Genomic DNA, 21,931 nt, shown 5'->3' on the forward strand with positions numbered 1-21,931 from the left:
CGTCAATATCTGCCCGATACCGATGTTCCGGAATTCCGGCCTCGGTTTTTTTACGGCTTCTGCCATGCTAGACCCCTCAAGAAAATTCAGCCCACGATAACCTCCCGCATCCGGACGAATAACGTCGCGAGTGTCTGGCCGGGATGGCCGCAGCCGTCTTTCCTGGATGTGGGGAATTTGCGTCGATCAAGCGAGACTACGGGCGCGCTCGTCTACCTGGTGCGCTATTCTCGCCGCTTACTGATATGCTGTCCAATATCTATCGTGTATTTCAGAAATACTTTACAGAGATATCTGGATGGAATTGCGGCATATCCGGTATTTCCTCGCTGTCGCGGAGGAACGCAACGTCACGCGGGCTGCGGAAAAGCTGGGCATCGGGCAACCGCCGCTCAGCCAGCAGATTCACGCGCTCGAATCGGAGTTGGGCGTACGCCTGTTCCGCCGGACGGGTCATGGCGTCGTGCTCACTGAAGCAGGCGAAGCCTTCGCCATCGACGCGAGGCGCCTGCTCACCGACGCGACGCACGCAGTCAAGAACGCGCAGAGCGCGGGGCGTGGCGAAACGGGCCAGTTGAACATTGGCTTCACAGGCTCGGCTGCGTTCAACCCGGTGGTGCCCAACCTGATCCGGCAGTTTCGCCAGTCATACCCGGGCGTGTCGCTTACATTGACGGAAGGCAATACCGCTCAACTGCTGGCCCAGTTGAACGATCGACGTCTGGACGTTGCATTTGTGCGATTGGGCAATCAGTCGCCAGCCGGGGTGAGGTTTCATCATATTGCCGCGGAACCGATGAAGGTCGTCCTGCCCACCACCCATCCGTTGGCGAGGAAGCGCAAGGTTCGACTCGCCGCGCTGGCCGACGAACCCTTCGTGTTGCTTCCTCGTGACGCAAGCCCTACCTTGCATGATGTAATCGTCGGTGCATGCCGAGACGCGGGGTTTGATCCCCTTCTGGGTCAACAGGCGCCGCAGCTCTCTTCCGTCGTCAACCTCGTCGCGGCCGAATTCGGCGTGTCGCTTGTGCCCGAGTCCGTTTGCCAGATACATGTCGGCGGCGTTGTCTACGTCGACACCGTCGGCAAAGACATCACGATACAGTTGGCGATCGCGTCGCGTGAAAACGCGATGTCTGCAAAGACTTCCAATTTCCTCGCTATTGTTCAACGGCTATCTTCCGGCCCGGAAGACTGAATGAAGCCCGCAGTTTGTCGCCCGCTGCGGCGACAAGCCCGACATCTCGGGCAGCACATTGCGGAAGCAGTTCCTTTTTAGTTCATCTAGAATGAAGACGGCAGCCGTGATGCACTTCCGGGCTTGCCACGCTCTTTTTGCGAGAAGGGACGGTGCTGCGGGTGAGCCGCAGGTGCGTTGGGCATGACCCGATGGAGGATGCCGTGAATGAAACGCTTATAGCGTATCTGATGGGCCCAGTCGTGATGCTGGTCGTCGCAGTCGTGCTGTGGCTCGCGGCGCGTCATCACGGGGACAGAACCCAGCGGCGCTCAAGCCGATGGCTCGACACTCACTACGTCGATCTGATGCATCACCGACATTGACGGCTCGCGAATAACGCCTGTCTGTGCATCGTTTAGCCCAGTAAAACAGACTGCATGCGGTTTATCGAAACATCGACTGTGAATGGCCTGGTCAATGGCATTGCTACTGACGAGGCCGCCGGACCGGTCATACCTACCGCGTAATCGCGACGCCCCCGGTTGTCATTTCGCCTCGCCTCGTGCGTGATGAGGAAATATGGTGCCCACGACCTGGCTCGCGGGCACGTTGCCACGCTTCATCGTTTCGACGATTCTCGCCGTTGCCAACGGCAGCCGGCCGGGATGTGTCTGTGCCCTTCGGTGATAAATTCTTTGCCTCGATTCACATGAACTGTCCCCATGACCGAGCACATTGACTACCTCAACCCCGTCCTCCCTGCTGGACTGCGCCGCGTCTCAATGCACGTGGTCGATGCAACGCCTGCAACGCTTGAAGGCTTTGGCAAGCTGGTCGCCGACCCAGACGAATGCGCGATCGAAATCGTGCAGTGGCCGGCGACGGGATCGAGGCCCATTGACCCGGGAACAGGCGACGAGGCGGGCACGACGGAAGGCATCTTCGTGAGCGAATGGCGCGGGGACATTCTCTATGGTCGAAACGAGGCCGTGGACGGTCATTATGTGCTCGCCTACGCAACGGAGCCGGAAGCAGCCCGCGAAGACAGCACCCGCGCACCCGAGCGTATGTTGTTATGGCACGCAAACTACCACCCGGATGGCGGACAGCTATTTTTCCCTCTCGACAATCGCCCGTTCTATGTTCCGTTGGCGTTGCCTGGGGACGACATCACACCAGACAAGTTCGTATGTTTTCGCTTCGATGGAACACAGGGTCTCTACATTCATCCCGGCATCTGGCATGAAGGCGTGTTCACGCTTGAAGGGACGCAGCGGTTCTTCGACAAGCAAGGCGCCGTGCATGCGCGCGTGTCGGTCGAATTCGCACGCGAGTTTGGTTGTCTACTCGAAGCGCCGACCGTTGCTCAAGACTGATCGCAACGCTTCAAGTCGAGTGCGAGCATGTGCCGTTCGTTAAAGTGCTCGCTGCCCCCACCTGCTCTGGAACTTTCGTCGGAAACGACGACGCTGCGCCCGTCATATGGCGCTTTCCGGGATGTTCTTCACCGCTTTCTCCCTTGCTGCACGCGCGCGGGCAGGTCCGAAGCGGTGCCGTTGGTGAGTGCTTTCGCCATTGGCGCGCGAGATGGCGAGTGATCCCGGGAAATTCAGTTCCGCCTGTGCCGCAGCGCTCTGGGAAGGGTTCATCTACATGTCTCCATGCCCGTGGTGTTGCGGCGAGAGCGTGCACTGTGTCGAAGCTAAAGGGTGCTAAATACGACGCGTGCGCTTATTCGACAGTGACACGGAAAATCTCGTCCGACATTCACGAAGAGTCGCTAATGCCATTCCGGCCGGCGTGACCTATTTGGAGTTCTCTTTGGCATTACTTGAGCACTGACTACGCGCGGCTTACGAGCCGCGAAGTCAAGAAAAGTCTGGTTCACAAAAGTTTCTTGAAAGGAGTGGGTATGCGGTTAATGTGCGCTTCCTCCATTCCCGGTGAGTGTTCTTTAGCAAAGGCTTTCTCGACATCGAGTACTTTTGGAATTGACGAACGCGAAACAATTTCGCCCCGCTCGTTCATCCATTTCATCAATCGCTCAACGAGATCGCGTTCGCGATCATGTTGTGGATGCATCGGGAGCCGACGCGCGAAGGCGAACCACGCCGCGTAGACCCGCGCAATCTGTCATGGTGCGCGTAACGACGACACACGTCGTGAATGACGGTCAGGCACCCTGCCGGGTCTAGAACGACTCTGGGAAGTTCCATGCGCAGCGCGCTTCGGCGCCGACCGTGAGCCGGCGCCCTTGCCCCGCGAGCACGATCGCGTTTTGCCCGAACGTCAGCCCGCCATCGACGCGCGCGTCCGCACGCCAACCCGCCATCGTATCGAGAGGCTCGTGTGGCCATGCGGCATCCCGCTGGCCGCGCGACTGATCGATGGTCGTAATGGGACAGCGCGAGCACGGCTTGACGAGACGCAGCAGGATTTCGTCGTTGTCGCCGATCGATACGGTATCGATGAAATCCTCATCGAACGCTTCGAGGCCGTTCAACACGATGTTCGGGCGGAAGCGGTCCATCGCAATCGCGGGCGCGCCCTTCAGATTCAAACGGCGATTGACCTCGGCCAGCGACGCCTCGTTCGTCACGAGCAGCGGAAAGCCATCGGCGAACTCGACGGGCGCATCGGCGTCGCCCGTCCACTTCTTGCTCGCGTAGCGCGGTTGGGCGCGATCGAAACGCACGAGCCTCACGGACGCCTGCATTACCTGGGAAAGCCAGTGCGCGGCGGCGTCGCCTTCGTCGAGCGCGGAAACGCCGTCGCCCCACACGCTCGCGCGGACTGTCGCGGTACTGCGCGGCACGGCGAGCGGCAACTGCAGCGTAGCGGGCATCGACTCGACCGACAGTCCAAGCGTTTGCGCCGACAGTGCCGTGCGGATCGTCGCCATCACGGGATACTCGCGCTGCGAAAGAAAACGGCCGTTGCCATCGATCACCATCCAGTGACGGTCCCACAGCAATCCTTGGGCGCCCAGACCCGTCTCGTGGAGCGCAATGCCCGCGCAAGATTTGACGGGATAGACATGAAGACCTGTGATGGATGGCATGGAAGAGACAGAGTTGCATTGGACAAGGCGAAATTCTCGCCCGCCTGAATTCCAGCGGCAACCTGAACGATGCCTGTCGAGCCTCGCGCGTTGTGTCGGCGAACGCGATGCACCCCGCGTTGTACGGCGTGACGCCGCGCCAGCTGGTGTCGGTGGATGTGCTCGAACGTGTCGACGTGTTCAAAGGCGCAAACGCGTTCCTGAATGGCGCGTCGCCGACGGGCTCGGCAATCGGCGGCGGCGTCAACCTCGAACTGAAGCGCGCCGACGACAAGCCGCGCAAGCGTAAGCGTGAGCACAAGCGTAAGCGTGAGCGTGAGCGCAAGCGAAACCTCGTTCGCCCGTCGGCCATGCCTGCGAAGAATGGAAGTTATTCGCCGCGGCTACCTACCTGGGCAACGCAGCTTCTCTGAAGATTGAACGCAGGACGAACCCGCGGTTCGCCTCACGGGAATCGAAATCCACAATCGATCTACGGAGAATCATCATGTCGCTCCAGGACAAGCTCGACGCATTCAAGGCCGATTTCAAGGCGGGCAAGCCGCCGTACAACGCGCCGCCCGAAATCCATCCGATCATGGAACGCGCGACAGCAGAGCTGGTCGCGAGCGGCCAGGCGGCTCGCGCGATCAAGGCGGGCGACCGCGCGCCGCACTTCCGCCTGAAGGATCAGGACGGCAACGAAGTGTCATCGGATGGACTGCTTGCCAAGGGTCCCGTCATCGTCACGTTCTATCGCGGCGTCTGGTGCCCGTACTGCAATCTCGAACTCCAGGCCATCAACGATGTGCTGCCGCAAATCCACGCGCTCGGCGCCAGCGTCGTGGCCATTTCGCCGCAGACGGCCGTCAACAGCCGCAAATCCGTGCGCACCAATGAACTCGGCTTTCCGGTGCTAAGCGACGTCGGGAACGAAACAGCGGCGGCGTTCGGCCTGCGCTTCAATCTGCCCGACTATCTCGTCGATCTGTACAAGAAGCTCAAGAACGATTTGCCCGCTTTCAACGGCGACGCAGGCTGGACGCTGCCGATGCCGGCGCGCTATGTCATCGGCCAGGACGGCGCCGTGCTGTACTCCGAAATCAACCCGGACTACACGCACCGCCCCGACCCGTCAGAGATGCTTCCGATCCTCGAAAGGACAGTCAACATCTGACGCATCGCGTCCGCGTGCGCCGCATTGGGCGGCGCAGCGCAAAGTCTCGCTCCACTCAGCCGATCGCCGGATTACTTCGGCGCCTGCCCCAGGGTTTAGACGACCGACGGCCTCGCCCAGATATCGCCCGCCCATGGCCGCTTCGCCTCGCTTCTGCGCCATCCCATCGCACTCTCGCGCTGACGAGCCCGTTTCAACCGCGCGTCATTCGCACATCGTCATTCCGATCGATCGCGCGACCCCGTGGCCTCGCGGCACGATCGACAGTCAATCGATCGCGTCCGAGACTACGCCGCACATTCCGAGGCAGTCGCCGCGCAATAACGAAAAGCCGGCTTCGCACGCGCAGCCCAAAACGGAGTCAGGCGCCGTTTTGGGCTCGAAGCGAGGATAAGCCTGCGAGACGCTCGCAGGTCACCCGGCGTTCGGATCAGAACGATTCACCCACCATCTCTTCACTCTTGCTCCACAGCGCGCGCGCATTTTCGCCGTCGAGCGCATAACCTCGAACGCCTTCGCTGATGGGTGTAATCACAACGTCGTCGGCCACGATCTGGCTCACATGGCAGTTCTCACAATATCGTGCGCCGACCTCTTCGGCGGACGCGACGGCCCCGGCCCATACCGATGTCGCCGCACCTTGCGCAATCGTCTTGTACTGAAACGGGCCCTTCCCTTCAGCGGCAAGCTGAGTGTTGATGGTTTCAAGCAATGCCGTCATTCGACCTTCGTCCATATGGCGGCCCAGCTCGGTCCGTATGCCGCCGGGGTGGACCGCGGTGGCCCGCACGCCGCGCGCGCGATGCCGCTGATCGAAGCCGACCGCAAACAGGATGTTCGCCGTCTTCGAGCGCCCATACGCGACGAACGGATCGTAAGGCCCGCGCACGAAGCCAGGATCGTCCAGGTCGACGTTCGCGAAGCGATGCCCCGACGACGCCAGCATCACCACGCGCCCGCCACTGGGAATCAGCGACGCAACCCGATTCACGAGCACGAAATGGCCGAGATGGTTGGTGCCGAACTGGGTTTCGAATCCATCGGCGGTCTTGCCAAAGGGCGTCGCCATCACGCCCGCGTTGGCGATGACGATGTCAAACTGCTTGCCTTGCGCAAGCAGTTTGTCGGCGCAAGCCCGGACACTCGCGAGGCTCGCGAGATCGAGCGAAATCAGCTCGATGCTGCCGCCTGCCGCGGCTGCCTCGCGCGTCGCTGCCGCCGTCGCGTGGCGCGCCTTCTGCAGGTCGCGCGCGGCGCCGATCACGCTCGCGCCACGCGCGGCGAGCGAGCGCGCCGTCTCCACGCCCAGTCCCGCCGAAACGCCCGTCACGAGAATCCGCTTGCCGTGAAGGTTGACGCCCGCGAGCACCTCGTCCGTCGTCGATGTTGCACCAAAGTTTTCAGCCATTTGCACCTCTCCGTCTGTATGAGGGTTGACGTTCGTTCCCGCCCGGGATAAAACGGAGTTTCCCTCCGGTTCGAAGATATTAAACGGAGACAGCCTCCGTTTGCAAGCATCAACTGACGATGAATCCCTCCACGCCCAAAGAACGAAAACCCAGAGCCGACGCGCTACGCAATCGCGAACGCATTCTCGAAGAGGCGAAGAAGGCTTTTACACAAGCAGGCGGCGACATCAGCCTCGACGAGTTGGCTCGCCAGGCGGGCGTCGGGCCCGGCACGCTGTACCGGCACTTCCCGACGCGCGAGGCGTTGCTGGAGAGCGTGTACCAGGCCGAGGTGGAAAAGCTCGCAGCGGAAGAGCGCAGGCTGAGCGATTCGATGCCACCCCGCGACGCGCTGAGAGCCTGGATGCTGCTCTTCGTCGATTACATCGCGACGAAGAAGATCATCGCGCCCGCGTTGAATTCGATCGTGGGCGGGTCGGCGAAGCTGTTCGAATCGTCCGGAACGCTGATCAAGAACGCGATTCAATCGCTCGTCGAGCGTGCGATAGCGAGCGGCGACATTCGTGCCGATCTCGATCCGCTCGATCTGCTTCGCGCGCTCATCGGCGTGTCGAACGTGGCGTCGGCGCCGGACTGGCAACTCAGCGCGAAGCGACTCGTGGACATTCTCCTGCTCGGCTCGCGCCCGTCTGAGTAATCCGGGTTCGCGCAGCCCGCAGCGATTGCGGCGGCGTCCAGGTGCGTATTTATTTCAAACATCCACGTTTTTGCCTGAGACGTCAGAATAAAAGTCGACGCTCATATTCAGAAAAAGGCGCATGCCCGAACGACATGCGCCTTCACAGTCCGCGCGTCAGAAAGCGTGACGCATGCCGATCGTCACGGCGACTTGCGTATCCGTCGACGATGGCGACAACGTGTTGATCATCGCGTGCGAAAGGACCGAGTCCGCCGGCGCGCCATGCACGTTCTGGTACACGCCTTCGAGATAGAAGTCGGTGCGCTTGCTGACCGCGTAGTCGGTTTGCAGCATCGCCGTATTCCAGCCCGGCGACGAACCGTTGTACGCGCCATGCGTGTACGTGTACGCGCCCGACACGCTCAATGCCTGCGTGATCGCATACTTCGCATTCACTTCGTAGTTGTCGAGTCGCAACGAGCCGTTGAGCGTTCCCGCCGATGCATCGTTGGCCCCAAGGTAGGTTCCCGTGCCGAACGAGAACACCCCCGCGACGTTGTCGATCTGCGTATGGCTCCATACCAGGCCGACGGTAGCGGGCCCGTATGTATAGTTGCCGCCAAGCGACCAGATGCGCTGGCGTTCCGCCAGGAAGTTCGCGCTGGTGTCGGCGGTGGTGACCGCGCCGCCTTGGTTGCCCGCGTTATTGAATTGCAGGTATCCGGCAGCCAGATTGATGGGACCCTGAGAATACGAAAGACCGAAACCATAGGCGCGATTGTTCGCGAAGTCGCCGGCCTTGTTGCTGAAGCCATACATCGTTTCGAACGTGACGCCGTGCCACACGGGGCTCGTGTACTTGACCGTGTTGTTGACGACAACGGAGTTCGCCGCAAGATTGTCGTTCTCGAACGGATGGGCAGCCATGTTACCGCCCCACGAGTTGAACTCGGCCGTCAGCGGCCCGACCAGGTCGTTCATCACGTCAAACTGGCGGCCGAATGTCAGCGTGCCATAGGGGTCGCTTTGCAGCCCAACCCAAACCTGCGAACCAAACCCATCGCCGGAGAAAGCCTGTGCGCCGTTATTCAACAGAAAGCCTTGCTCCAGCTTGAAGACGGCATGCAATCCGCCACCGAGATCCTCCGACCCCTTGAGACCAAACACGGTGTTCTGCGTCGCGCTGGTCAGTTCCTGCCAGTTGCTGTGTCCCTGCTGATTGTTGGTGTAGACGAGTCCGGTATCGAGAAGGCCGTAAAGGGTCACGCTGCTTTGCGCATGTGCCGCAGCGGTAAAAGTTCCAAGAAGTGCGAGGGCGAGTAAAGATTTCTTCATTTATTGGCTCCATGATGTGCTGTTATTCGATCGCGCGGGATCGACACCAGCGTCGCCATCATAGGAGCAACAAAAATAATCCGCGTTGAAGCGCGCAGCACAGCGATGGCAGCAAACTTGCACCAGGCTTGCGCCGCTTTCAGCGAGATGAACGAGCTGCGCAGCGGGCGCATCTCGCGGAAAACGCTCCGTTACCGCAATGCATTGCGTCGGTGCCGCCCATCTGCTTTGCGCTCGAGCAGCAACCGGCTCATTGCAGACAGGAGATCGGATGGGTCGAGCGGCTTGCGCAGAAAGCCGTCGTAATAGACGAACGCGGGCGGACTCGGCTCGCCCGATACGAGAATGAACACGATGTCCACGAGGCGCGGCTCGTTGCGCACGTGATAGCAGAGCACGCTGCCGGACATCACAGGCATTCGCCAGTCGGCAACGACGATATCGACATCACGCGCACGAAGCACTTCCAGCGCCGCGCGTCCGTCCTGTGCGAGACAGGTTTCGTATCCGTTCGCCTCGCAAACCGACTGCCATGCTTCGAGCGTTTCAACATCGTCGTCTACAAGAAGCACCATCGGCATATCTGGCCTCTCTCATGACCATTTACGGGACTGCGCTCGCGGCGCTTTTTCGCCGTCCTGGCGCGTCCTTGAGTTTCGCCGTCGAAAAGACATTGCAAATGCCGACGCATCGTGACTTCGACACGGCTGCGCCGGCCCGCTCCAACTGCCCGTGTGATACGTGTGATACGGCAGCTGATGCATGACTCATACCGGGAACGGATTGCGCTCCGCGAAGCCTTCCTGATGCCAATACGGGTACACGGGCCTGACCTTGCTTGCTGCATCGAGCTTCGCAATCTGCTCCTGTGTGAGGTTCCAGCCGACCGCACCGAGATTCTGACGCAATTGCTCCTCGTTGCGCGCGCCGACCAGCACCGTCGAAACAGTCGGCCGTTGCAACAGCCAGTTCAGCGCGATTTGCGGCACCGTCTTGCCCGTTTCCTCGGCGATGGCATCGAGCGCGTCCACCACGCGATACAGATACTCGTCGGGTACGGGCGGGCCGATATCGGCCGTCTTATGCAGCCGGCTCAGCGCCGGCAGCGGCGTCCCACGGCGGATCTTCCCTGTCAGGCGGCCCCAGCCCAACGGGCTCCAGACGACGGCGCCGACACCCTGGTCGATGCCGAGCGGCATCAGTTCCCACTCGTAGTCACGCCCGATTAGCGAATAATAGGTCTGATTCGCCACATAGCGCGGATAGCCGTAGCGGTCCGCGACGTCGAGCGATTTCTGCAGATGCCAGCCGGAAAAATTCGACACGCCCGTATAGCGGATCTTGCCCGCACGCACGAGGTCGTTCAGTGTCGATAGTGTTTCTTCGACGGGCGTCTTCGCATCGAAGCCGTGCAGCTGGAACAGATCGATGTAGTCTGTCTGCAGGCGCTTGAGCGCCGCATCGACGGCCTTGATGAGGTGAAAACGCGATGAGCCGACACCGTTCGGATCGCTTTCGTCGAAGCGAAACGTCGCCTTCGTCGAGATGATCGCGTTGTCGCGACGCCCTTTGAGCGCTTCGCCCAGAATCGACTCCGAAGCGCCGCTCGAATAGATATCGGCGCTATCGAACATCGTCACGCCCGCGTCGAGGCAGATATCGACGAGCTTGCGCGCCTCGGCGACATCCGTTTCACCCCACGCCTGAAAGAGCTCGCCTTTACCGCCGAATGTTCCCGTGCCGAAACTCAGCACTGGAACCTTGAATCCTGATGCACCCAGGTGACGATATTCCATCTTGGCCTCATTGATGTTTCGGGTTGGATCATGCGTGGCGCGTCGATGCGCCCGAGCTTCAACGCCTCGTCGATAGACTACTCCAATGACCCGCCGCGTGCTGACGGCTCACCCGACGTCAATGATTTGAAAGACGAAGCCCCGCTCGCCTTCAAGGTGTCGCGCCCGAGGTCAGCCGTTCGATCATCGCGCGAATGGTTTGCATCTGGACACCTTGCTGGTCGGCGTAGTGCGCGTCCGTATAGCCCCACCAGTCCCAGCAACCGAACGGATTTTCTTGTGGAATGGACAACGCCTGCGGAAACAGCACGACGATCCTGTTGTTGTCCGCCCATTTGTCATAGCCCGAATGCTTGACGAAGGTCGTGCCGTAGTAGAGCCCACCGCCCGGCGGCCCCTTCAACGGCAAATAGTCCTGCCCTTGCCTGCACCCATGCAACGCGACGTGCAAACGGCATTTCGCGCCGCGCTTGCATTCGTCCGGGACGTAGATCCATGCGGTGCTGTCGAGGCCGGCGCTGCCAGGCGCGAACTCGCCGTCCTTCGGTATGAACGCGGCCTGGTCGAACTTGATGAACCGGCCGAGTGGCCGCGAACCCGCGCGCGGCGTCAATGGGCCGGGCCCATAAATCCAGCCGAGGATCGCCTCTGCGGCGTCGTATTGGCACTTGCCGATGAACGGCGACTCCGACTTGCCGCATGCCGTGCCGTAGTTCAACGTCGGCATCGTATGCGCGGCGTTCGGTAGCCACGCTGCGGACAGATTGCCGGGCACAACGCCCAGCGCGCCATAGTAACTGTCGAGCTGCCGCACGACGGCTGGAGGCACCGTCGTGTCATTCGCGCCGGAGATCGTGACGACCCGCTGTCGCCGGACATTCGCCGGATCGTCGATCAGCGCGCGTGCATGAAAGTCTAGCGTCTTCGCAACCAGCGCGGACACGGAAGTACTGCCATCCGATACCCGACACGCCGCGTACGGCTCGCCCGTGCACGAGCATCGCGTGATCGCCGTCTGCGTGTCGTTCTGCGAACAGTAGTACGGACCAGCCGCGACGACACCCACGCCTTTGATGATCGACGAATACGCAATCCCGATCTGCACGGCCATGAAGCCGCCCGATGAAATGCCTGAAACGGACGTTTCGTTGATGTCGATATTGAGGGCAGGCAACGGCTGCACCGATTCCGCGAAGCTATGCGAAGACAGGATCGACAGAGCAAGTCCCACTATTCCTGTTGCGATTTTCATGGCTGGTCCCCTCCTCTATAACGTGCTGATGCGCTCGATTCACGCTCGTCAAAACCAAGACGAACTCGGCAATGACGTTTGCACAAATCACACGTCGACTTCAACTACATGCGACCTAACGCGTACGATCCTGTGAACACTGCGCGCATTTCTTCCGCTGGTAGAAACAAAACGAGCCATCGTCGCCGATGACTCGCTTTGCTTGGTGTTGCCGCTGGGTGTTGCCGCTTGGTGTTGCCGCTGGGTCTTGCCGCCAGGTCTTGCCAACGTATCAACCGTTGACGGCCTCGCATTCCGTGCGCGCCGGCTGGTTCTTGCGGCGCAGTTCTTCCGTCGTTTCGCCGCCGCCATCCGGAAGCCATCCCGGCGGCTGGATCACGTGGTTGATCGCGATCCACGGGTTCTTCGCCTTCACGACGTCGCGGATCAGCGTTGCCCAGTGCTCGAACTCGACGACGAACGGATTGCGCGACGTGGTCGGCGTGACGAAACCGTAGACGCAGGGTTCATCTGCGCGCTCCTCGACGTAGGTGCCGAACAGCCGGTCGAAGATGATCAGCACGCCGCCGTAGTTCGCATCGAGGTAATCGACGTTCGATGCGTGGTGAACACGGTGGGCAGACGGCGTGTTGAACACGTATTCGAACCAGCCGAGCTTCGGAATCCACGTCGTATGCAGCCAGAACTGATACATCAGGTTGAGGAAGATCGTCAGCATCACCACTTCAGGCTTCACGCCGAGCCATACGAGCGGCGCGAAGAAGAGCGTCGCGCCCGACAGCTTGCTCGTCAAGCCGAGACGGAATGACGTCGACAGCGTCAACTGGTTCGGCGAATGGTGCACGGCATGCGTGGCCCAGAAGAAGCGCACGCGATGCGACGCGCGGTGATACCAGTAGTAGCAGAACTCCTGTCCGATGAAGAGCGCGAACACCATCAGCACGCTATTGATCTCGACGTTGGAAATGCGATGGTCGAAGACGAAGCTGAAAAGAGGCGTCGCGAGCGAGAGCGGCAGCAGCGCGAGCAGCCTGCGCACGGTCAGGTCGAACAGAGAAATCCACACCTCGTACCACGCAAATGGTGTGGCTGCGTTCTTCCTGCGGCTAAGCACGACTGCTTCGATCATCGAGACGGCGACGACGAAGCCCGTGAACGAAAGGACCAGTTTTGTGATGAATTCCATGACGATGCCATTGACGGTTGTGGCGGGAGGTATCGTCTGCGGTGGACAGTTCGATCAATGCATCGCATCCGATATGCGAACTTTAAGCATCGGCGCCGTTACAGGCTATGCGGAAGTTATTTCACCGTATGTCACCGCCCTCGGAGGCTTGCGGGGCGGGCGTTTGAGCCGTTTTCCGGGCGCTCGGCCGGCGTCGAAAAACGGCGAATATGTCGCCGGGGCGGCGCTCTCCGCACGGCGGCGAACCCCGCCGCCCGCGAGCGCGGAGCCGGAGCGCGTCAGCCCGGCATCGTAGCGCGGACCGTGTATTCGTCTTCCGGCACGGCCACGGCGAGACGTTTGAGCGATGTGTAGAAGTCGGAAGGCAGCGGTTCGACGGGATAGCCGCGTTTCTCCCATGCGTCGAGTCCGCCCTTCAATGCGTGCGCATGATGAATCCCTTTGCGATGCAGTCGCTCGATGATGTGTCTGGCCGTCGCCTCGTTCGGACACACGCAGTAGACGACGATCGAATGCGCGAGCAGCGCGGGGTCCAGCTGGTCGGGCGAGTCGAGGTCGAGGGGATACGCGCCGGCGATCCGATAAGCCTCTTTATCGCGCACGCTGCGCGGCCTTGCATCGAAGATCAGAGGCGGCGCATCCGAACGCATCATCGCGTCGAGCTGTTCGGGGCTGATGCGTCTCTCCGCGAGCTTGCGCCGGAACTGTATGCGGCGTATCCAGCGATACAACAGCACGGTCGCGCAGATCGCGGCGAATGCATCGAAGATCGTGCCGCCGTTATGCCGCACCAGCAGCATCGCCTGCACGATTTCATCGTGCAACGCCGCGCCGCCGATCAGATACGTGCCCGTCCACAGCGACGCGCCGACGGCATCCCAGAGCAGGAAGACGCCCGGCGCGATCGCTGTCGTGCCGAGCAGCGGCGCGCAGATGAGCCCGAGGCCGGGCAGGAATTTGGCGAGCGTGAGAATCGGCGCGCCGTGCTTTTCGAAGACGCCGCGCGCCACGCGCAGCGATGTATCGAGCGACAGTGAGAAGCGCACCAGCCCATTCAGCAGACGCCGCCCGCGCACACGTCCGACGAAGAACCACAGTGAATCCGCGAGCAATGTCGCGCCGACGGCCGCGCAGAACACGCCCGCGTAGGACACCTGTCCCACCGCCGCCATCGTCCCGGCGAGCATCAGCATCGGCGCGGCCGGAACGGGCACGCCCAGTTGCGTGACGAGCACGCTCAGAAACACGGCCCACGGGCCGAGCGACGGCGGAAGAGCGGTGGGGAAATGCCACACGGCAGCGGTCCTTTAAGCATCGATCACGCGCATCCAGGCCGCACGCCGCCCGTTGAAACAGCGACGCGCATCGCGGATGCCCGGCGCCCTCGGCAAGCGACGCCCCCGCGATTCTAGACGGTATCGCGCAAGTCCGTCTTTTAGCCGTACAACGCGCGCGTGGTCCCGTCATCGCACACTCATGCCGAAACGCGTGAAGTGATCGGCAGAAAAATCCGAACACTTTGACATTCGCGCGTAACATGGCCGTGCATGTCGAAGGGACGCACATGCATTTGCAACGAGTATCGGGAAATCGCTATTGCCCGTTTTGCGAAACTCCGCCTAATCTTGAGTTCGGCCAGGGACCTCATTTCATCATCGCAGCCGGCGTGCATGAACGCTGTGCCGGGCATTTCATTCCGAGGCGCTACGCAACACATGGCAGCGTACAAGTTCAAGCTCCTGATCGTCGACGACGACGTCGCGACCGTGCGCATCATGAGCGACATGCTTTCAGATTACGGGGAACGGCGCTTTGCGCTGTCGGGGGAAATGGGCTTGCTGCTCGCGCGGCAGTCCACGCCGGACCTGATCCTGCTCGATGCGAGCATGCCCGGCATGACGGGCTTCGACTTCTGCGAGATCCTGAAGGCCGACGCCGAGCTCGCGAAAATCCCTGTGATCTTCGTCACGAGTCACGACGCACCCGCGCTGGAAATCGACGCGTTCAGGCTCGGCGCATCCGACTATGTGACCAAGCCGCTGAACGCGACACAACTGCGCGCGCGCGTCGAGACGCAGTTGCGCAAGCGGCTGAAGATGCTGAACCAGTCCGAGCGCTTTCGCGCAGGCTCGTTCTTGCCGCCGACGCTCGGCGCGTTGCCCGACAACATTCTGATCATCGAGAGTGATCCCGCGAAACTCGGCCCGCTGCATGATCTGCTGCACGACCTTGGCCGCTGCACCAGCGCGACGACTGGCGCTGAGGGTTTCGAGCGCGCGCGGCACAGCCTGCCGACGGTGATCCTCGTGAACGCCGAGTTGCCCGACACGACAGGCCCGCAACTGTGCGCGACGTTGAAGCGGGAGCCGCGTCTCGAAGGCGTGCCCATCCTGTTGATGACGGAGGACGCCAACAACGACACCGACTACGAACAGGCGCTGCTGAAAGGCGTCGCGGATAGCGTGCTGAAATACGCGCAGCCGACCGTGCTGAAAGCGCGCGTGAAGAACGCGATCGCGTCGGTGCACGCGGACCAGAAGCGCATCGGCGCGATGCGCGAATACTGGCTGGCGGTGGAAAAAGCGGGGCGGGGCGGCAAGCGCAAGAACGGCGAAGACGATGGTCAGGAATGAACGCCTTCGCCGCTTTCCGTGCGCTCAGAAACCCGCTGCGAGACCGTCGCGCCGGCTGTCGCTGGCAGCGACATAGCCGCGCTCCGGCTCGTTGCGATCGAGCTTCCAGATGAACTGGCCCGAGCCGAAATCCATGTACGGATCGTCGATCGACTTGATCGTGTGGCCGACGCCTTCGAGCGCGCGCGCCGTCTGCGGATCGAGCGTCGCTTCGATATCGATCGAGAAGTCGCGGTTCACCTTCCAGCGCGGCGCGTCGCACGCGGCCTGCGGCTGCTGGCCGTAGTCGAGCATCCGCACGACGGTTTGCAGGTGCCCTTGCGGCTGCATGTCGCCGCCCATCACGCCGAAGCTCATCACCGCTTCCTGCCTGCCGTCCACCTGCTGCGTGAGGAACGCGGGAATGATCGTGTGGAAAGGCCGCTTGCCGCCCGCGACGACGTTCGGCGACTTCGGGTCCATCGAGAACCCGCAGCCGCGGTTTTGCAGCGCGATCCCCATGTCCGGCACGACGACGCCGGAACCGAAGCCCATGTAGTTCGACTGGATGAAGCTGACCATCATGCCGCGCTCGTCGGCCGCCGACAGGTAGATCGTGCCGCCCGCCTTCGGCATGCCGAAGCCGAACTGCGTCGCGCGCTTCGGATCGATCAGCTTCGCGCGCGATTTCAGATACGCGTCGTCGAGCATTTCAGCGGGCGTCACTTCCATCGAGTGCGGATCGGCGACATAGCGGTAGACGTCCGCAAACGCGAGCTTCATCGCCTCGATCTGCAGATGCTGTGACTCGATGCCATCGACCTTCAGCGAGCCGACGTCGAACTGCTCCAGAATGCCGAGCGCGATCAGCGCGGCAATGCCCTGTCCGTTCGGCGGAATCTCGTGCACCGTATAGCCGCGATAGTTCTTGCCGATCGGCTCGACCCAGTCGGGCCGGTAGTTGCGCAGGTCGTCGAGCGTCATCGCCGCGCCGCATTCGCGCGAGAACGCCGCGATGCGTTCGGCGATCTCGCCTTCGTAGTACGCGCGCGGGCCTTGTTCGGCGAGCATGCGCAAGGTCTTCGCGTGACCGGGCATCTTCACGAGTTCGCTGACTTCGGGCGCGCGGCCGCGCGGCATGAACGTATCGGCGTAACCGGGCTGGTTCTTCAGTTCGGGCACGGCGGCAGCCCATTTGCGCGCGACGACGCTCGCGACGGCATGACCGCGCTCGGCGATCTCGATGGCGGGCTCCATCAGGTCCGCGAACGGCAGCGAACCGAACTTGCGATGCAGCGCTTCCCAGCCTGCGATCGCGCCCGGCACCGTCACCGTGTCCCAGCCGCGCACGGGCTGCGTGGCAAGGCCGTCGCGCTCGCCGTATTTGCGCCGGAAGTAATCGACGCTCCACGCGGCAGGCGCGACGCCCGACGCGTTCAGCCCGTGCAACGCCTTGCCGTCCCACACGAGCGCGAACGCATCGCTGCCCAGACCGTTCGACACCGGCTCCACGACGGTAATCGCCGCCGCCGCCGCGATCGCGGCATCGACTGCATTGCCGCCTTTCCACAGCATCCGCAGGCCGGCCTGCGCGGCAAGCGGCTGCGAAGTCGAAACGATGTTGCGCGCAAACACGGGCATGCGCAGCGTCGGATAAGGGTTCTGCCAGTTGAAACGGGTCATGTTGTCACTCTGTTGGTGTTGCTGGGTTCGACGGCGGGCCGCCGCAAGCGGCAGCCGCGTCATCAATCACGACTCGCGCGGGTCGAGCGCGTCGCGCAGACCGTCGCCGAGCAGGTTGAAGCCGAGCACGGCCAGAAAGATCGCGATGCCGGGAAAGATCGACATCCACGGCGCCTGGCTGACGAAGTCCTTCGCGGTATTGAGCATCGATCCCCACGACGGCGCGGGCGGCAACTGTCCGAGCCCGAGAAACGACAGGCTCGCTTCCGCGATGATCGCGCTCGCCACCGTGAGGCTCGCCTGCACGATGATGGGCGGCAGCACGTTCGGCAGAATGTAGCGCAGAATGATGCGCGCATGATCGAGGCCGATCGCGCGCGCGCCTTCCACATACTCTTCGGCCTTCACGCTGATCGCCTGTCCGCGCGTGAGACGGATGAAGCGCGGCATCGCCGAAATGCCGATGGCGGCCATCGCGTTCGTCAGGCTGGGCCCGAGGAATGCGCTCAACGCGATCGCGAGAATCAGGAACGGGATCGACAGCAGCGCATCGGCGACGCGCGAAATCACGCCGTCAACGAGCTTGCCGAAGTACCCGGCGACGAGCCCGAGCGGCACGCCGAGCACGACGGCGATGCCGACGGACACGACGCCCGCCAGCAACGACGCGCGCGCGCCGTACAACAGGCGGCTCAGCACGTCGCGGCCGAGTTCGTCGGTGCCGAACCAGTGGGCAGCAGACGGCGCCCGGCGCACGGTCATGAAGCTTGCTTGAACGGGGTCGTACTGCGTGAGCCACGGCGCGAACACCGCCATCACGACGACGAGCGCGACCAGAAACGCGCCGAACACGGCCGCCCGATTGCGCATGAAGCGCACGAGGCCGCGGCGCTTGCGGCGCGGCAATACGGCGGCAGCCGATACGGATCGTGCATCGGGTGAAGTAGCCATCAACTGCGCCTCAGCCGGGGATTGAGAAGAATATAGAGCACGTCCGCGCACAGGTTCACGACGATGAACGCGAGCGCGGTGACGAGCACGACGCCTTGCACGACGGGGTAATCGCGGTTGAACACCGCATCGACAACGAGCTTGCCGAAGCCCGGAATCGTGAACACCTGCTCCGTCAGCACAGCGCCCGCGAGCAGTTCGCCGAACAGCAGCGCCAGCACCGTGACGATGGGAACCAGCGCGTTGCGGAACGCGTGCTTGACGACGACGGCGCCACGCAGCAGTCCTTTGGCGCGCGCAGTGCGGATGTAATCGGAGCGCAGCACGCCGAGCATCGCGCTGCGCGTGTGGCGCATCAGTTGCGCGCCGAGCGCCGCGCCGAGCACGAACGCGGGCATCAGCATCGTCTTGATGCTGAGCCAGAAGTCGTCGCCCGGCGGCACATAGCCCGACGACGGCAGCAGATGCCAGCGAACCGATACGATGAAAATCAGCATGATGCCGAGCCAGAAGTTCGGTATCGACATGCCCGACAACGCGAAGATATTCGCCGCGTAGTCGAGCGGCCCGCCGCGGCTCGCGGCCGAAATCACGCCGGCCGGAATGCCGATGCCGATCGCGAGGATCATCGCCATCACCGCGAGCTGAATCGTGACGGGCAGCTTCTGCGCGATCAGCGACCGCACGGGCACGTCGGTGCGCAGCGACGCGCCCAGATCGCCGTGCGCGACATCGCGCATCCATAGCGCGTACTGCGTCGGCACCGGCTGATCGAGGTGATACTTGACGCGCAGCGTCGCGATCAGTTGCGGGTCCTGGTCCTCGCCCGCCATCGCGCGGACCGGGTCGCCCGGCAGCAGCTTTTGCAGGCCGAAGATCAGCATCGACACCAGGATCAGCGTCGGCACGGCCACCAGCATGCGATTGGCGATGATCCCCAGCATCGCGCTCAGCCCTTGACGGACACGCCGCGCAGGCGCACGAGGCCATCGGCGGACGGCGTGAAGCCCTGCACCTTCTTCGACAGCACGAACGGCCAGGGCTGCGCGTAGATATAGACGATGGGGTCGTCATCGGCGAGGATCTTGCCGGCGGCGTCGTAGTCCGCCTTGCGCTCGGCCATCGAGAGCTTCGTGCGCGCGGCGTCGAGCAGCGAATCGACCTGCTGGTTGCAGTAGTGCGCGTAGTTGAGGTTGCCCGCGCAGGTGTTGAACTGATGCAGGTTGCCGTCGGGATCGACGCGGCCCGACCAGCCCGTGTACATCGCTTCGAAATCGCCGCTGTGTCCGGCGTTCAGCTCCGTTGCGTAATCGCTCGGACGCAGCTTCAGCGTGATGCCCGCTTCGCCGAGCATCGCCTGCAGCATCTGGGTGACCTGGCTCGCTACCGTATTGTTCGGATACGCGAATTCGATGGTCGGATGCTCGTTGCCCGCCGCTTTCAGCAGCGCCTTCGCTTTCGCGACGTCACGCTTCGTCGTCTGCAGCGACGCGTTGTAGTACGGGCTCGACTTCGGAATACCCTGGTTGGCGGGCGGAAAGATGCCGGCGCCGATCACCTGATCGATCGCGTCGCGATCGATCGCAAGCTCGAACGCCTGACGCACGCGCTTGTCCTTCAGCGGATTGTTGCCGCGCGGACCGTTGTTGATATTGAACGTCACGTAGTAGAAGCCGAGGCCCGTCACCGGCTTGAATTGCAGATTCGCATCGTTCTTCACGGCGGCGACGTCCGAAGGCGCGAGTCGTTCGAGCATATCAAGCGAGCCCGAGCGCAGGTTCGCCAGACGCACGGTGCTGTCGGGAATCGGCTGGAACACGACGCGCTGGATCGGATATCTCTCTGCGTCCCAGTAGCCGGCGAACTTCTCGAGTACGACGCGGTCGTTCTGCACGCGCTGCACGAACTTGTACGGACCCGAGCACACGGGATGCGACGCGACGCTCGCGGGATCGGCCAGCGTCTTCGGCGCGAGCATCATGCCCGCGCGGTCGGACAGCGTGGCGAGCAGCGCGGCGTCGGGCTGCTTCAGCACGATCTTCACGGTGCTGTCGTCGACGACATCGACATGATCGACCGACGAAAGCTCGCTTTTGCGGTTGCTGGTCGGCAGGCTGCGATAGCGGTCGAGGTTCGCCTTCACGGCGGCGGCGTTGAACGGCTCGTCGTTCTGGAACTTCACGCCCTGACGCAGCTTGAAGGTCATCGACTTGCCGTCCGCGCCGGTGGTCCATGAGGTCGCGAGCATCGGCACGATCTTCAGATCCGGCGTGACGTCGACGAGCGAGTTGCACAGCGACGCGAACACGATCCGGTCGACGAACTGCACGCTGCGCGCGGGATCGAGCGAACCGATATCGTCCTGCAGGCCGATGCGGATGGTGCTCTGGGCCATCGCGACGGAGGCGCTCATCGTGAGCGCGGCGGCAATCAACATTCTTCGCATGCGTTGTGTCCTTGTTGCGGTTCGGGTTGCCATCAGATGAGTGACTATCGGTTTGCTTCGGCCGTCAATCCCGCCTGCTTCTCGCGGTAAATCGCAAGGCGCTCGTTGAGCTTCGCGCTGACGCTCGCGACGAGCGGCGCGCCGCTGCCCGCGTTCTGCACGTCGCGCCAGAAATGGCATGTGACCTGCCGCCCGCCCGGCAGCGTTTCGGCTTGCGGGCGCTCCTGCGCGCAGCGCGGCTTCGCATGCGGACAGCGCGTATGAAAGCGGCAGCCGGGCGGCGGCGCCGTCGGGCTCGGCAGATCGCCCTGCAACGCGGGCTTCGTGCGGCGCTCGTGCGGACTGCTCGCGGGTATCGCGCGCAGCAGCGCCTGCGTGTACGGATGCAGCGGCGTATCGAACAGTTCGTCCACCCGCGCCAGTTCGACGATCTCACCGAGATACATCACGGCGACACGGTCGCTCATGTGACGGATCACGGCGAGATCGTGCGCGACCATGATCAGCGTGAGACCGAGTTCCGCCTTCAGCGATTCGAGCAGGTTGATCACTTGCGCCTGCACGGAGACATCGAGGGCCGACACGGGCTCGTCGCCGACGACCAGCTTCGGCTCGCCCGCCAGCGCTCTTGCGATGCCGATACGCTGACGCTGTCCGCCGGAAAACTCATGCGGATAGCGTTCGGCATACGCGGGCTGCAAGCCGACCTTCGACAGCAGTTGCGCGACCCGTTCGCGGCGCTGCGTGGCGTTGCGCGCGAGTCCGTGAAACGCCACGGGCTCGCCGATGATCTGGCCGACTGTCATGCCGGGATTCAGCGACGCAAACGGGTCCTGGAAGATGATCTGCATCTCGCGGCGCAAGCGGCGCAGCTTCGCGCCCTGCCAGTGCGTGATGTCCTCGCCCTGATAGATCACGCGGCCTTGCGTCGAGTCGATCAGGCGCAGCAGCAGGCGTCCGAGTGTCGACTTGCCGCAACCCGATTCGCCGACGATCGCGAACGTCTCGCCCGTCTGCACCGCGAACGACACGTCGTTGACGGCATGCACGGCAGGCGTGCGCGCGAACAGATGCCTGGCGCCGCCGAAGCGCTTCGTGAGCGCGCTTGCCTCGATGATCGGCGTCGCGACGCGGGGCCGCGTATCAGGCCGCGCATCGGGCCGGGTGTCAGGCCGCATGCCGGGC

23 protein-coding genes and 1 pseudogene are annotated in these 21,931 nt (G+C 62.6%); 7 read left to right on the plus strand and 17 right to left on the minus strand.

Annotated elements, in window-relative coordinates:
- Window positions 1-66: pseudogene (locus J8I87_RS44730) on the minus strand (succinate dehydrogenase, cytochrome b556 subunit); the annotation flags it as partial.
- A 232-nt stretch (window positions 67-298) separates the two neighbouring features.
- Between J8I87_RS44730 and J8I87_RS14005 the strand changes: the two are divergent.
- The 3 genes from J8I87_RS14005 (at window position 299) to J8I87_RS14015 (ending at window position 2,556) form a co-directional block, all read left to right on the plus strand.
- The gene (locus tag J8I87_RS14005) at window positions 299-1,198 is read left to right on the plus strand and encodes a LysR family transcriptional regulator (RefSeq protein ID WP_209932054.1); all 900 of its coding nucleotides are present in this window, start codon (window positions 299-301) and stop codon (window positions 1,196-1,198) included.
- A 203-nt stretch (window positions 1,199-1,401) separates the two neighbouring features.
- The gene (locus J8I87_RS14010; protein ID WP_209932055.1) at window positions 1,402-1,563 is read left to right on the plus strand and encodes a hypothetical protein; all 162 of its coding nucleotides are present in this window, start codon (window positions 1,402-1,404) and stop codon (window positions 1,561-1,563) included.
- 339 nt (window positions 1,564-1,902) lie between these two features.
- On the plus strand, window positions 1,903-2,556 hold the full coding sequence (locus tag J8I87_RS14015; protein ID WP_209932056.1) for an ureidoglycolate lyase: 654 nt from the start codon (window positions 1,903-1,905) through the stop codon (window positions 2,554-2,556).
- Between the two features lie 102 nt (window positions 2,557-2,658).
- On the opposite strand, the gene J8I87_RS14020 is transcribed toward J8I87_RS14015, so the two are convergent.
- The 3 genes from J8I87_RS14020 to J8I87_RS14030 form a co-directional block, all read right to left on the minus strand.
- Complete coding sequence (locus tag J8I87_RS14020) at window positions 2,659-2,829, minus strand: hypothetical protein (RefSeq protein WP_209932057.1); 171 nt, start codon at window positions 2,827-2,829, stop codon at window positions 2,659-2,661.
- 235 nt (window positions 2,830-3,064) lie between these two features.
- The gene (locus J8I87_RS14025; protein ID WP_209932058.1) at window positions 3,065-3,217 is read right to left on the minus strand and encodes a hypothetical protein; all 153 of its coding nucleotides are present in this window, start codon (window positions 3,215-3,217) and stop codon (window positions 3,065-3,067) included.
- A 154-nt stretch (window positions 3,218-3,371) separates the two neighbouring features.
- Window positions 3,372-4,241 carry an MOSC domain-containing protein gene (locus J8I87_RS14030; protein ID WP_209932059.1) on the minus strand — a complete coding sequence of 290 codons (870 nt, stop codon included), beginning with the start codon at window positions 4,239-4,241 and terminating at the stop codon, window positions 3,372-3,374.
- Between J8I87_RS14030 and J8I87_RS14035 the strand changes: the two genes are divergently transcribed.
- Together J8I87_RS14035 and J8I87_RS14040 are read left to right on the plus strand one after the other, a co-directional pair.
- Window positions 4,235-4,654, plus strand: a complete 420-nt coding sequence (locus J8I87_RS14035) for a hypothetical protein (protein WP_209932192.1) — start codon at window positions 4,235-4,237, stop codon at window positions 4,652-4,654. The two genes, J8I87_RS14030 and J8I87_RS14035, sit on opposite strands and share 7 nt — an antisense overlap.
- A 74-nt stretch (window positions 4,655-4,728) precedes the next feature.
- The gene (locus J8I87_RS14040) at window positions 4,729-5,397 is read left to right on the plus strand and encodes a peroxiredoxin-like family protein (RefSeq protein ID WP_209932060.1); all 669 of its coding nucleotides are present in this window, start codon (window positions 4,729-4,731) and stop codon (window positions 5,395-5,397) included.
- 430 nt (window positions 5,398-5,827) lie between these two features.
- Here J8I87_RS14040 and J8I87_RS14045 read toward each other — a convergent pair whose 3' ends face one another.
- Window positions 5,828-6,805 (minus strand): SDR family NAD(P)-dependent oxidoreductase, encoded by a 978-nt coding sequence (locus tag J8I87_RS14045; protein WP_209932061.1) that lies wholly within the window; start codon window positions 6,803-6,805, stop codon window positions 5,828-5,830.
- 119 nt (window positions 6,806-6,924) lie between these two features.
- Here J8I87_RS14045 and J8I87_RS14050 point away from each other — a divergent pair, with 119 nt between their 5' ends.
- On the plus strand, window positions 6,925-7,503 hold the full coding sequence (locus tag J8I87_RS14050; protein ID WP_209932062.1) for a TetR/AcrR family transcriptional regulator: 579 nt from the start codon (window positions 6,925-6,927) through the stop codon (window positions 7,501-7,503).
- Between the two features lie 156 nt (window positions 7,504-7,659).
- On the opposite strand, the gene J8I87_RS14055 is transcribed toward J8I87_RS14050, so the two are convergent.
- The 7 genes from J8I87_RS14055 to J8I87_RS14085 all read right to left on the minus strand — a co-directional run bounded on the left by J8I87_RS14055 (window position 7,660) and on the right by J8I87_RS14085 (window position 14,349).
- On the minus strand, window positions 7,660-8,820 hold the full coding sequence (locus J8I87_RS14055; RefSeq protein WP_209932063.1) for a porin: 1,161 nt from the start codon (window positions 8,818-8,820) through the stop codon (window positions 7,660-7,662).
- Complete coding sequence (locus tag J8I87_RS14060) at window positions 8,817-8,993, minus strand: hypothetical protein (protein ID WP_209932064.1); 177 nt, start codon at window positions 8,991-8,993, stop codon at window positions 8,817-8,819. Before J8I87_RS14060 ends, J8I87_RS14055 begins: the two co-directional genes overlap by 4 nt.
- 18 nt (window positions 8,994-9,011) lie before the next feature.
- Complete coding sequence (locus tag J8I87_RS14065) at window positions 9,012-9,401, minus strand: response regulator (RefSeq protein WP_209932065.1); 390 nt, start codon at window positions 9,399-9,401, stop codon at window positions 9,012-9,014.
- 186 nt (window positions 9,402-9,587) lie between these two features.
- The gene (locus tag J8I87_RS14070) at window positions 9,588-10,616 is read right to left on the minus strand and encodes an aldo/keto reductase (RefSeq protein WP_209932066.1); all 1,029 of its coding nucleotides are present in this window, start codon (window positions 10,614-10,616) and stop codon (window positions 9,588-9,590) included.
- Window positions 10,617-10,767: 151 nt separating this feature from the next.
- The gene (locus tag J8I87_RS14075; protein ID WP_245253928.1) at window positions 10,768-11,868 is read right to left on the minus strand and encodes a poly(3-hydroxybutyrate) depolymerase; all 1,101 of its coding nucleotides are present in this window, start codon (window positions 11,866-11,868) and stop codon (window positions 10,768-10,770) included.
- Window positions 11,869-12,139: 271 nt separating this feature from the next.
- Complete coding sequence (locus tag J8I87_RS14080) at window positions 12,140-13,054, minus strand: sterol desaturase family protein (RefSeq protein ID WP_209932067.1); 915 nt, start codon at window positions 13,052-13,054, stop codon at window positions 12,140-12,142.
- 278 nt (window positions 13,055-13,332) lie between these two features.
- Window positions 13,333-14,349, minus strand: coding sequence for a VTT domain-containing protein (locus tag J8I87_RS14085; protein ID WP_209932068.1), 1,017 nt, complete (start codon window positions 14,347-14,349; stop codon window positions 13,333-13,335).
- A gap of 420 nt (window positions 14,350-14,769) precedes the next feature.
- On the opposite strand from J8I87_RS14085, the gene J8I87_RS14090 reads away from it, so the two are divergent.
- Complete coding sequence (locus J8I87_RS14090; RefSeq protein WP_209932069.1) at window positions 14,770-15,687, plus strand: response regulator; 918 nt, start codon at window positions 14,770-14,772, stop codon at window positions 15,685-15,687.
- A 24-nt stretch (window positions 15,688-15,711) separates the two neighbouring features.
- On the opposite strand, the gene J8I87_RS14095 is transcribed toward J8I87_RS14090, so the two are convergent.
- From J8I87_RS14095 to J8I87_RS14115, 5 genes are all read right to left on the minus strand, one after another.
- Window positions 15,712-17,349 (minus strand): gamma-glutamyltransferase family protein, encoded by a 1,638-nt coding sequence (locus J8I87_RS14095; RefSeq protein ID WP_209932070.1) that lies wholly within the window; start codon window positions 17,347-17,349, stop codon window positions 15,712-15,714.
- Window positions 17,350-17,415: 66 nt separating this feature from the next.
- Window positions 17,416-18,300, minus strand: a complete 885-nt coding sequence (locus tag J8I87_RS14100) for an ABC transporter permease (protein ID WP_209932071.1) — start codon at window positions 18,298-18,300, stop codon at window positions 17,416-17,418.
- Complete coding sequence (locus tag J8I87_RS14105; protein ID WP_209932072.1) at window positions 18,300-19,244, minus strand: ABC transporter permease; 945 nt, start codon at window positions 19,242-19,244, stop codon at window positions 18,300-18,302. The genes J8I87_RS14100 and J8I87_RS14105 overlap by 1 nt, the downstream gene beginning before the upstream one ends.
- 5 nt (window positions 19,245-19,249) lie before the next feature.
- Window positions 19,250-20,746: an ABC transporter substrate-binding protein gene (locus J8I87_RS14110; protein WP_209932073.1), complete on the minus strand. Its 1,497-nt coding sequence runs from the start codon at window positions 20,744-20,746 to the stop codon at window positions 19,250-19,252.
- Window positions 20,747-20,790: 44 nt separating this feature from the next.
- Window positions 20,791-21,924, minus strand: a complete 1,134-nt coding sequence (locus J8I87_RS14115; protein ID WP_209932180.1) for an ABC transporter ATP-binding protein — start codon at window positions 21,922-21,924, stop codon at window positions 20,791-20,793.
- Between the last annotated feature and the right edge of the window lie 7 nt (window positions 21,925-21,931).

Source organism: Paraburkholderia sp. LEh10 (genome assembly GCF_017814945.1).
GTDB lineage: Bacteria > Pseudomonadota > Gammaproteobacteria > Burkholderiales > Burkholderiaceae > Paraburkholderia.

Coding starts and splice junctions, on each gene's coding strand:
- J8I87_RS14060 (WP_209932064.1), bottom strand. CDS start 8,993: ATGCGCCCGCTGCGCAGCTCGTTCATCTCGCTGAAAGCGGCGCAAGCC.
- J8I87_RS14055 (WP_209932063.1), bottom strand. CDS start 8,820: ATGAAGAAATCTTTACTCGCCCTCGCACTTCTTGGAACTTTTACCGCT.
- J8I87_RS14090 (WP_209932069.1), top strand. CDS start 14,770: ATGGCAGCGTACAAGTTCAAGCTCCTGATCGTCGACGACGACGTCGCG.
- J8I87_RS14065 (WP_209932065.1), bottom strand. CDS start 9,401: ATGCCGATGGTGCTTCTTGTAGACGACGATGTTGAAACGCTCGAAGCA.
- J8I87_RS14105 (WP_209932072.1), bottom strand. CDS start 19,244: ATGCTGGGGATCATCGCCAATCGCATGCTGGTGGCCGTGCCGACGCTG.
- J8I87_RS14045 (WP_209932061.1), bottom strand. CDS start 6,805: ATGGCTGAAAACTTTGGTGCAACATCGACGACGGACGAGGTGCTCGCG.
- J8I87_RS14110 (WP_209932073.1), bottom strand. CDS start 20,746: ATGCGAAGAATGTTGATTGCCGCCGCGCTCACGATGAGCGCCTCCGTC.
- J8I87_RS14030 (WP_209932059.1), bottom strand. CDS start 4,241: ATGCCATCCATCACAGGTCTTCATGTCTATCCCGTCAAATCTTGCGCG.
- J8I87_RS14080 (WP_209932067.1), bottom strand. CDS start 13,054: ATGGAATTCATCACAAAACTGGTCCTTTCGTTCACGGGCTTCGTCGTC.
- J8I87_RS14035 (WP_209932192.1), top strand. CDS start 4,235: ATGGCATGGAAGAGACAGAGTTGCATTGGACAAGGCGAAATTCTCGCC.
- J8I87_RS14075 (WP_245253928.1), bottom strand. CDS start 11,868: ATGAAAATCGCAACAGGAATAGTGGGACTTGCTCTGTCGATCCTGTCT.
- J8I87_RS14070 (WP_209932066.1), bottom strand. CDS start 10,616: ATGGAATATCGTCACCTGGGTGCATCAGGATTCAAGGTTCCAGTGCTG.
- J8I87_RS14050 (WP_209932062.1), top strand. CDS start 6,925: ATGAATCCCTCCACGCCCAAAGAACGAAAACCCAGAGCCGACGCGCTA.
- J8I87_RS14015 (WP_209932056.1), top strand. CDS start 1,903: ATGACCGAGCACATTGACTACCTCAACCCCGTCCTCCCTGCTGGACTG.
- J8I87_RS14100 (WP_209932071.1), bottom strand. CDS start 18,300: ATGGCTACTTCACCCGATGCACGATCCGTATCGGCTGCCGCCGTATTG.
- J8I87_RS14115 (WP_209932180.1), bottom strand. CDS start 21,924: ATGCGGCCTGACACCCGGCCCGATGCGCGGCCTGATACGCGGCCCCGC.
- J8I87_RS14095 (WP_209932070.1), bottom strand. CDS start 17,349: ATGACCCGTTTCAACTGGCAGAACCCTTATCCGACGCTGCGCATGCCC.
- J8I87_RS14040 (WP_209932060.1), top strand. CDS start 4,729: ATGTCGCTCCAGGACAAGCTCGACGCATTCAAGGCCGATTTCAAGGCG.
- J8I87_RS14005 (WP_209932054.1), top strand. CDS start 299: ATGGAATTGCGGCATATCCGGTATTTCCTCGCTGTCGCGGAGGAACGC.
- J8I87_RS14025 (WP_209932058.1), bottom strand. CDS start 3,217: ATGAAATGGATGAACGAGCGGGGCGAAATTGTTTCGCGTTCGTCAATT.
- J8I87_RS14020 (WP_209932057.1), bottom strand. CDS start 2,829: ATGAACCCTTCCCAGAGCGCTGCGGCACAGGCGGAACTGAATTTCCCG.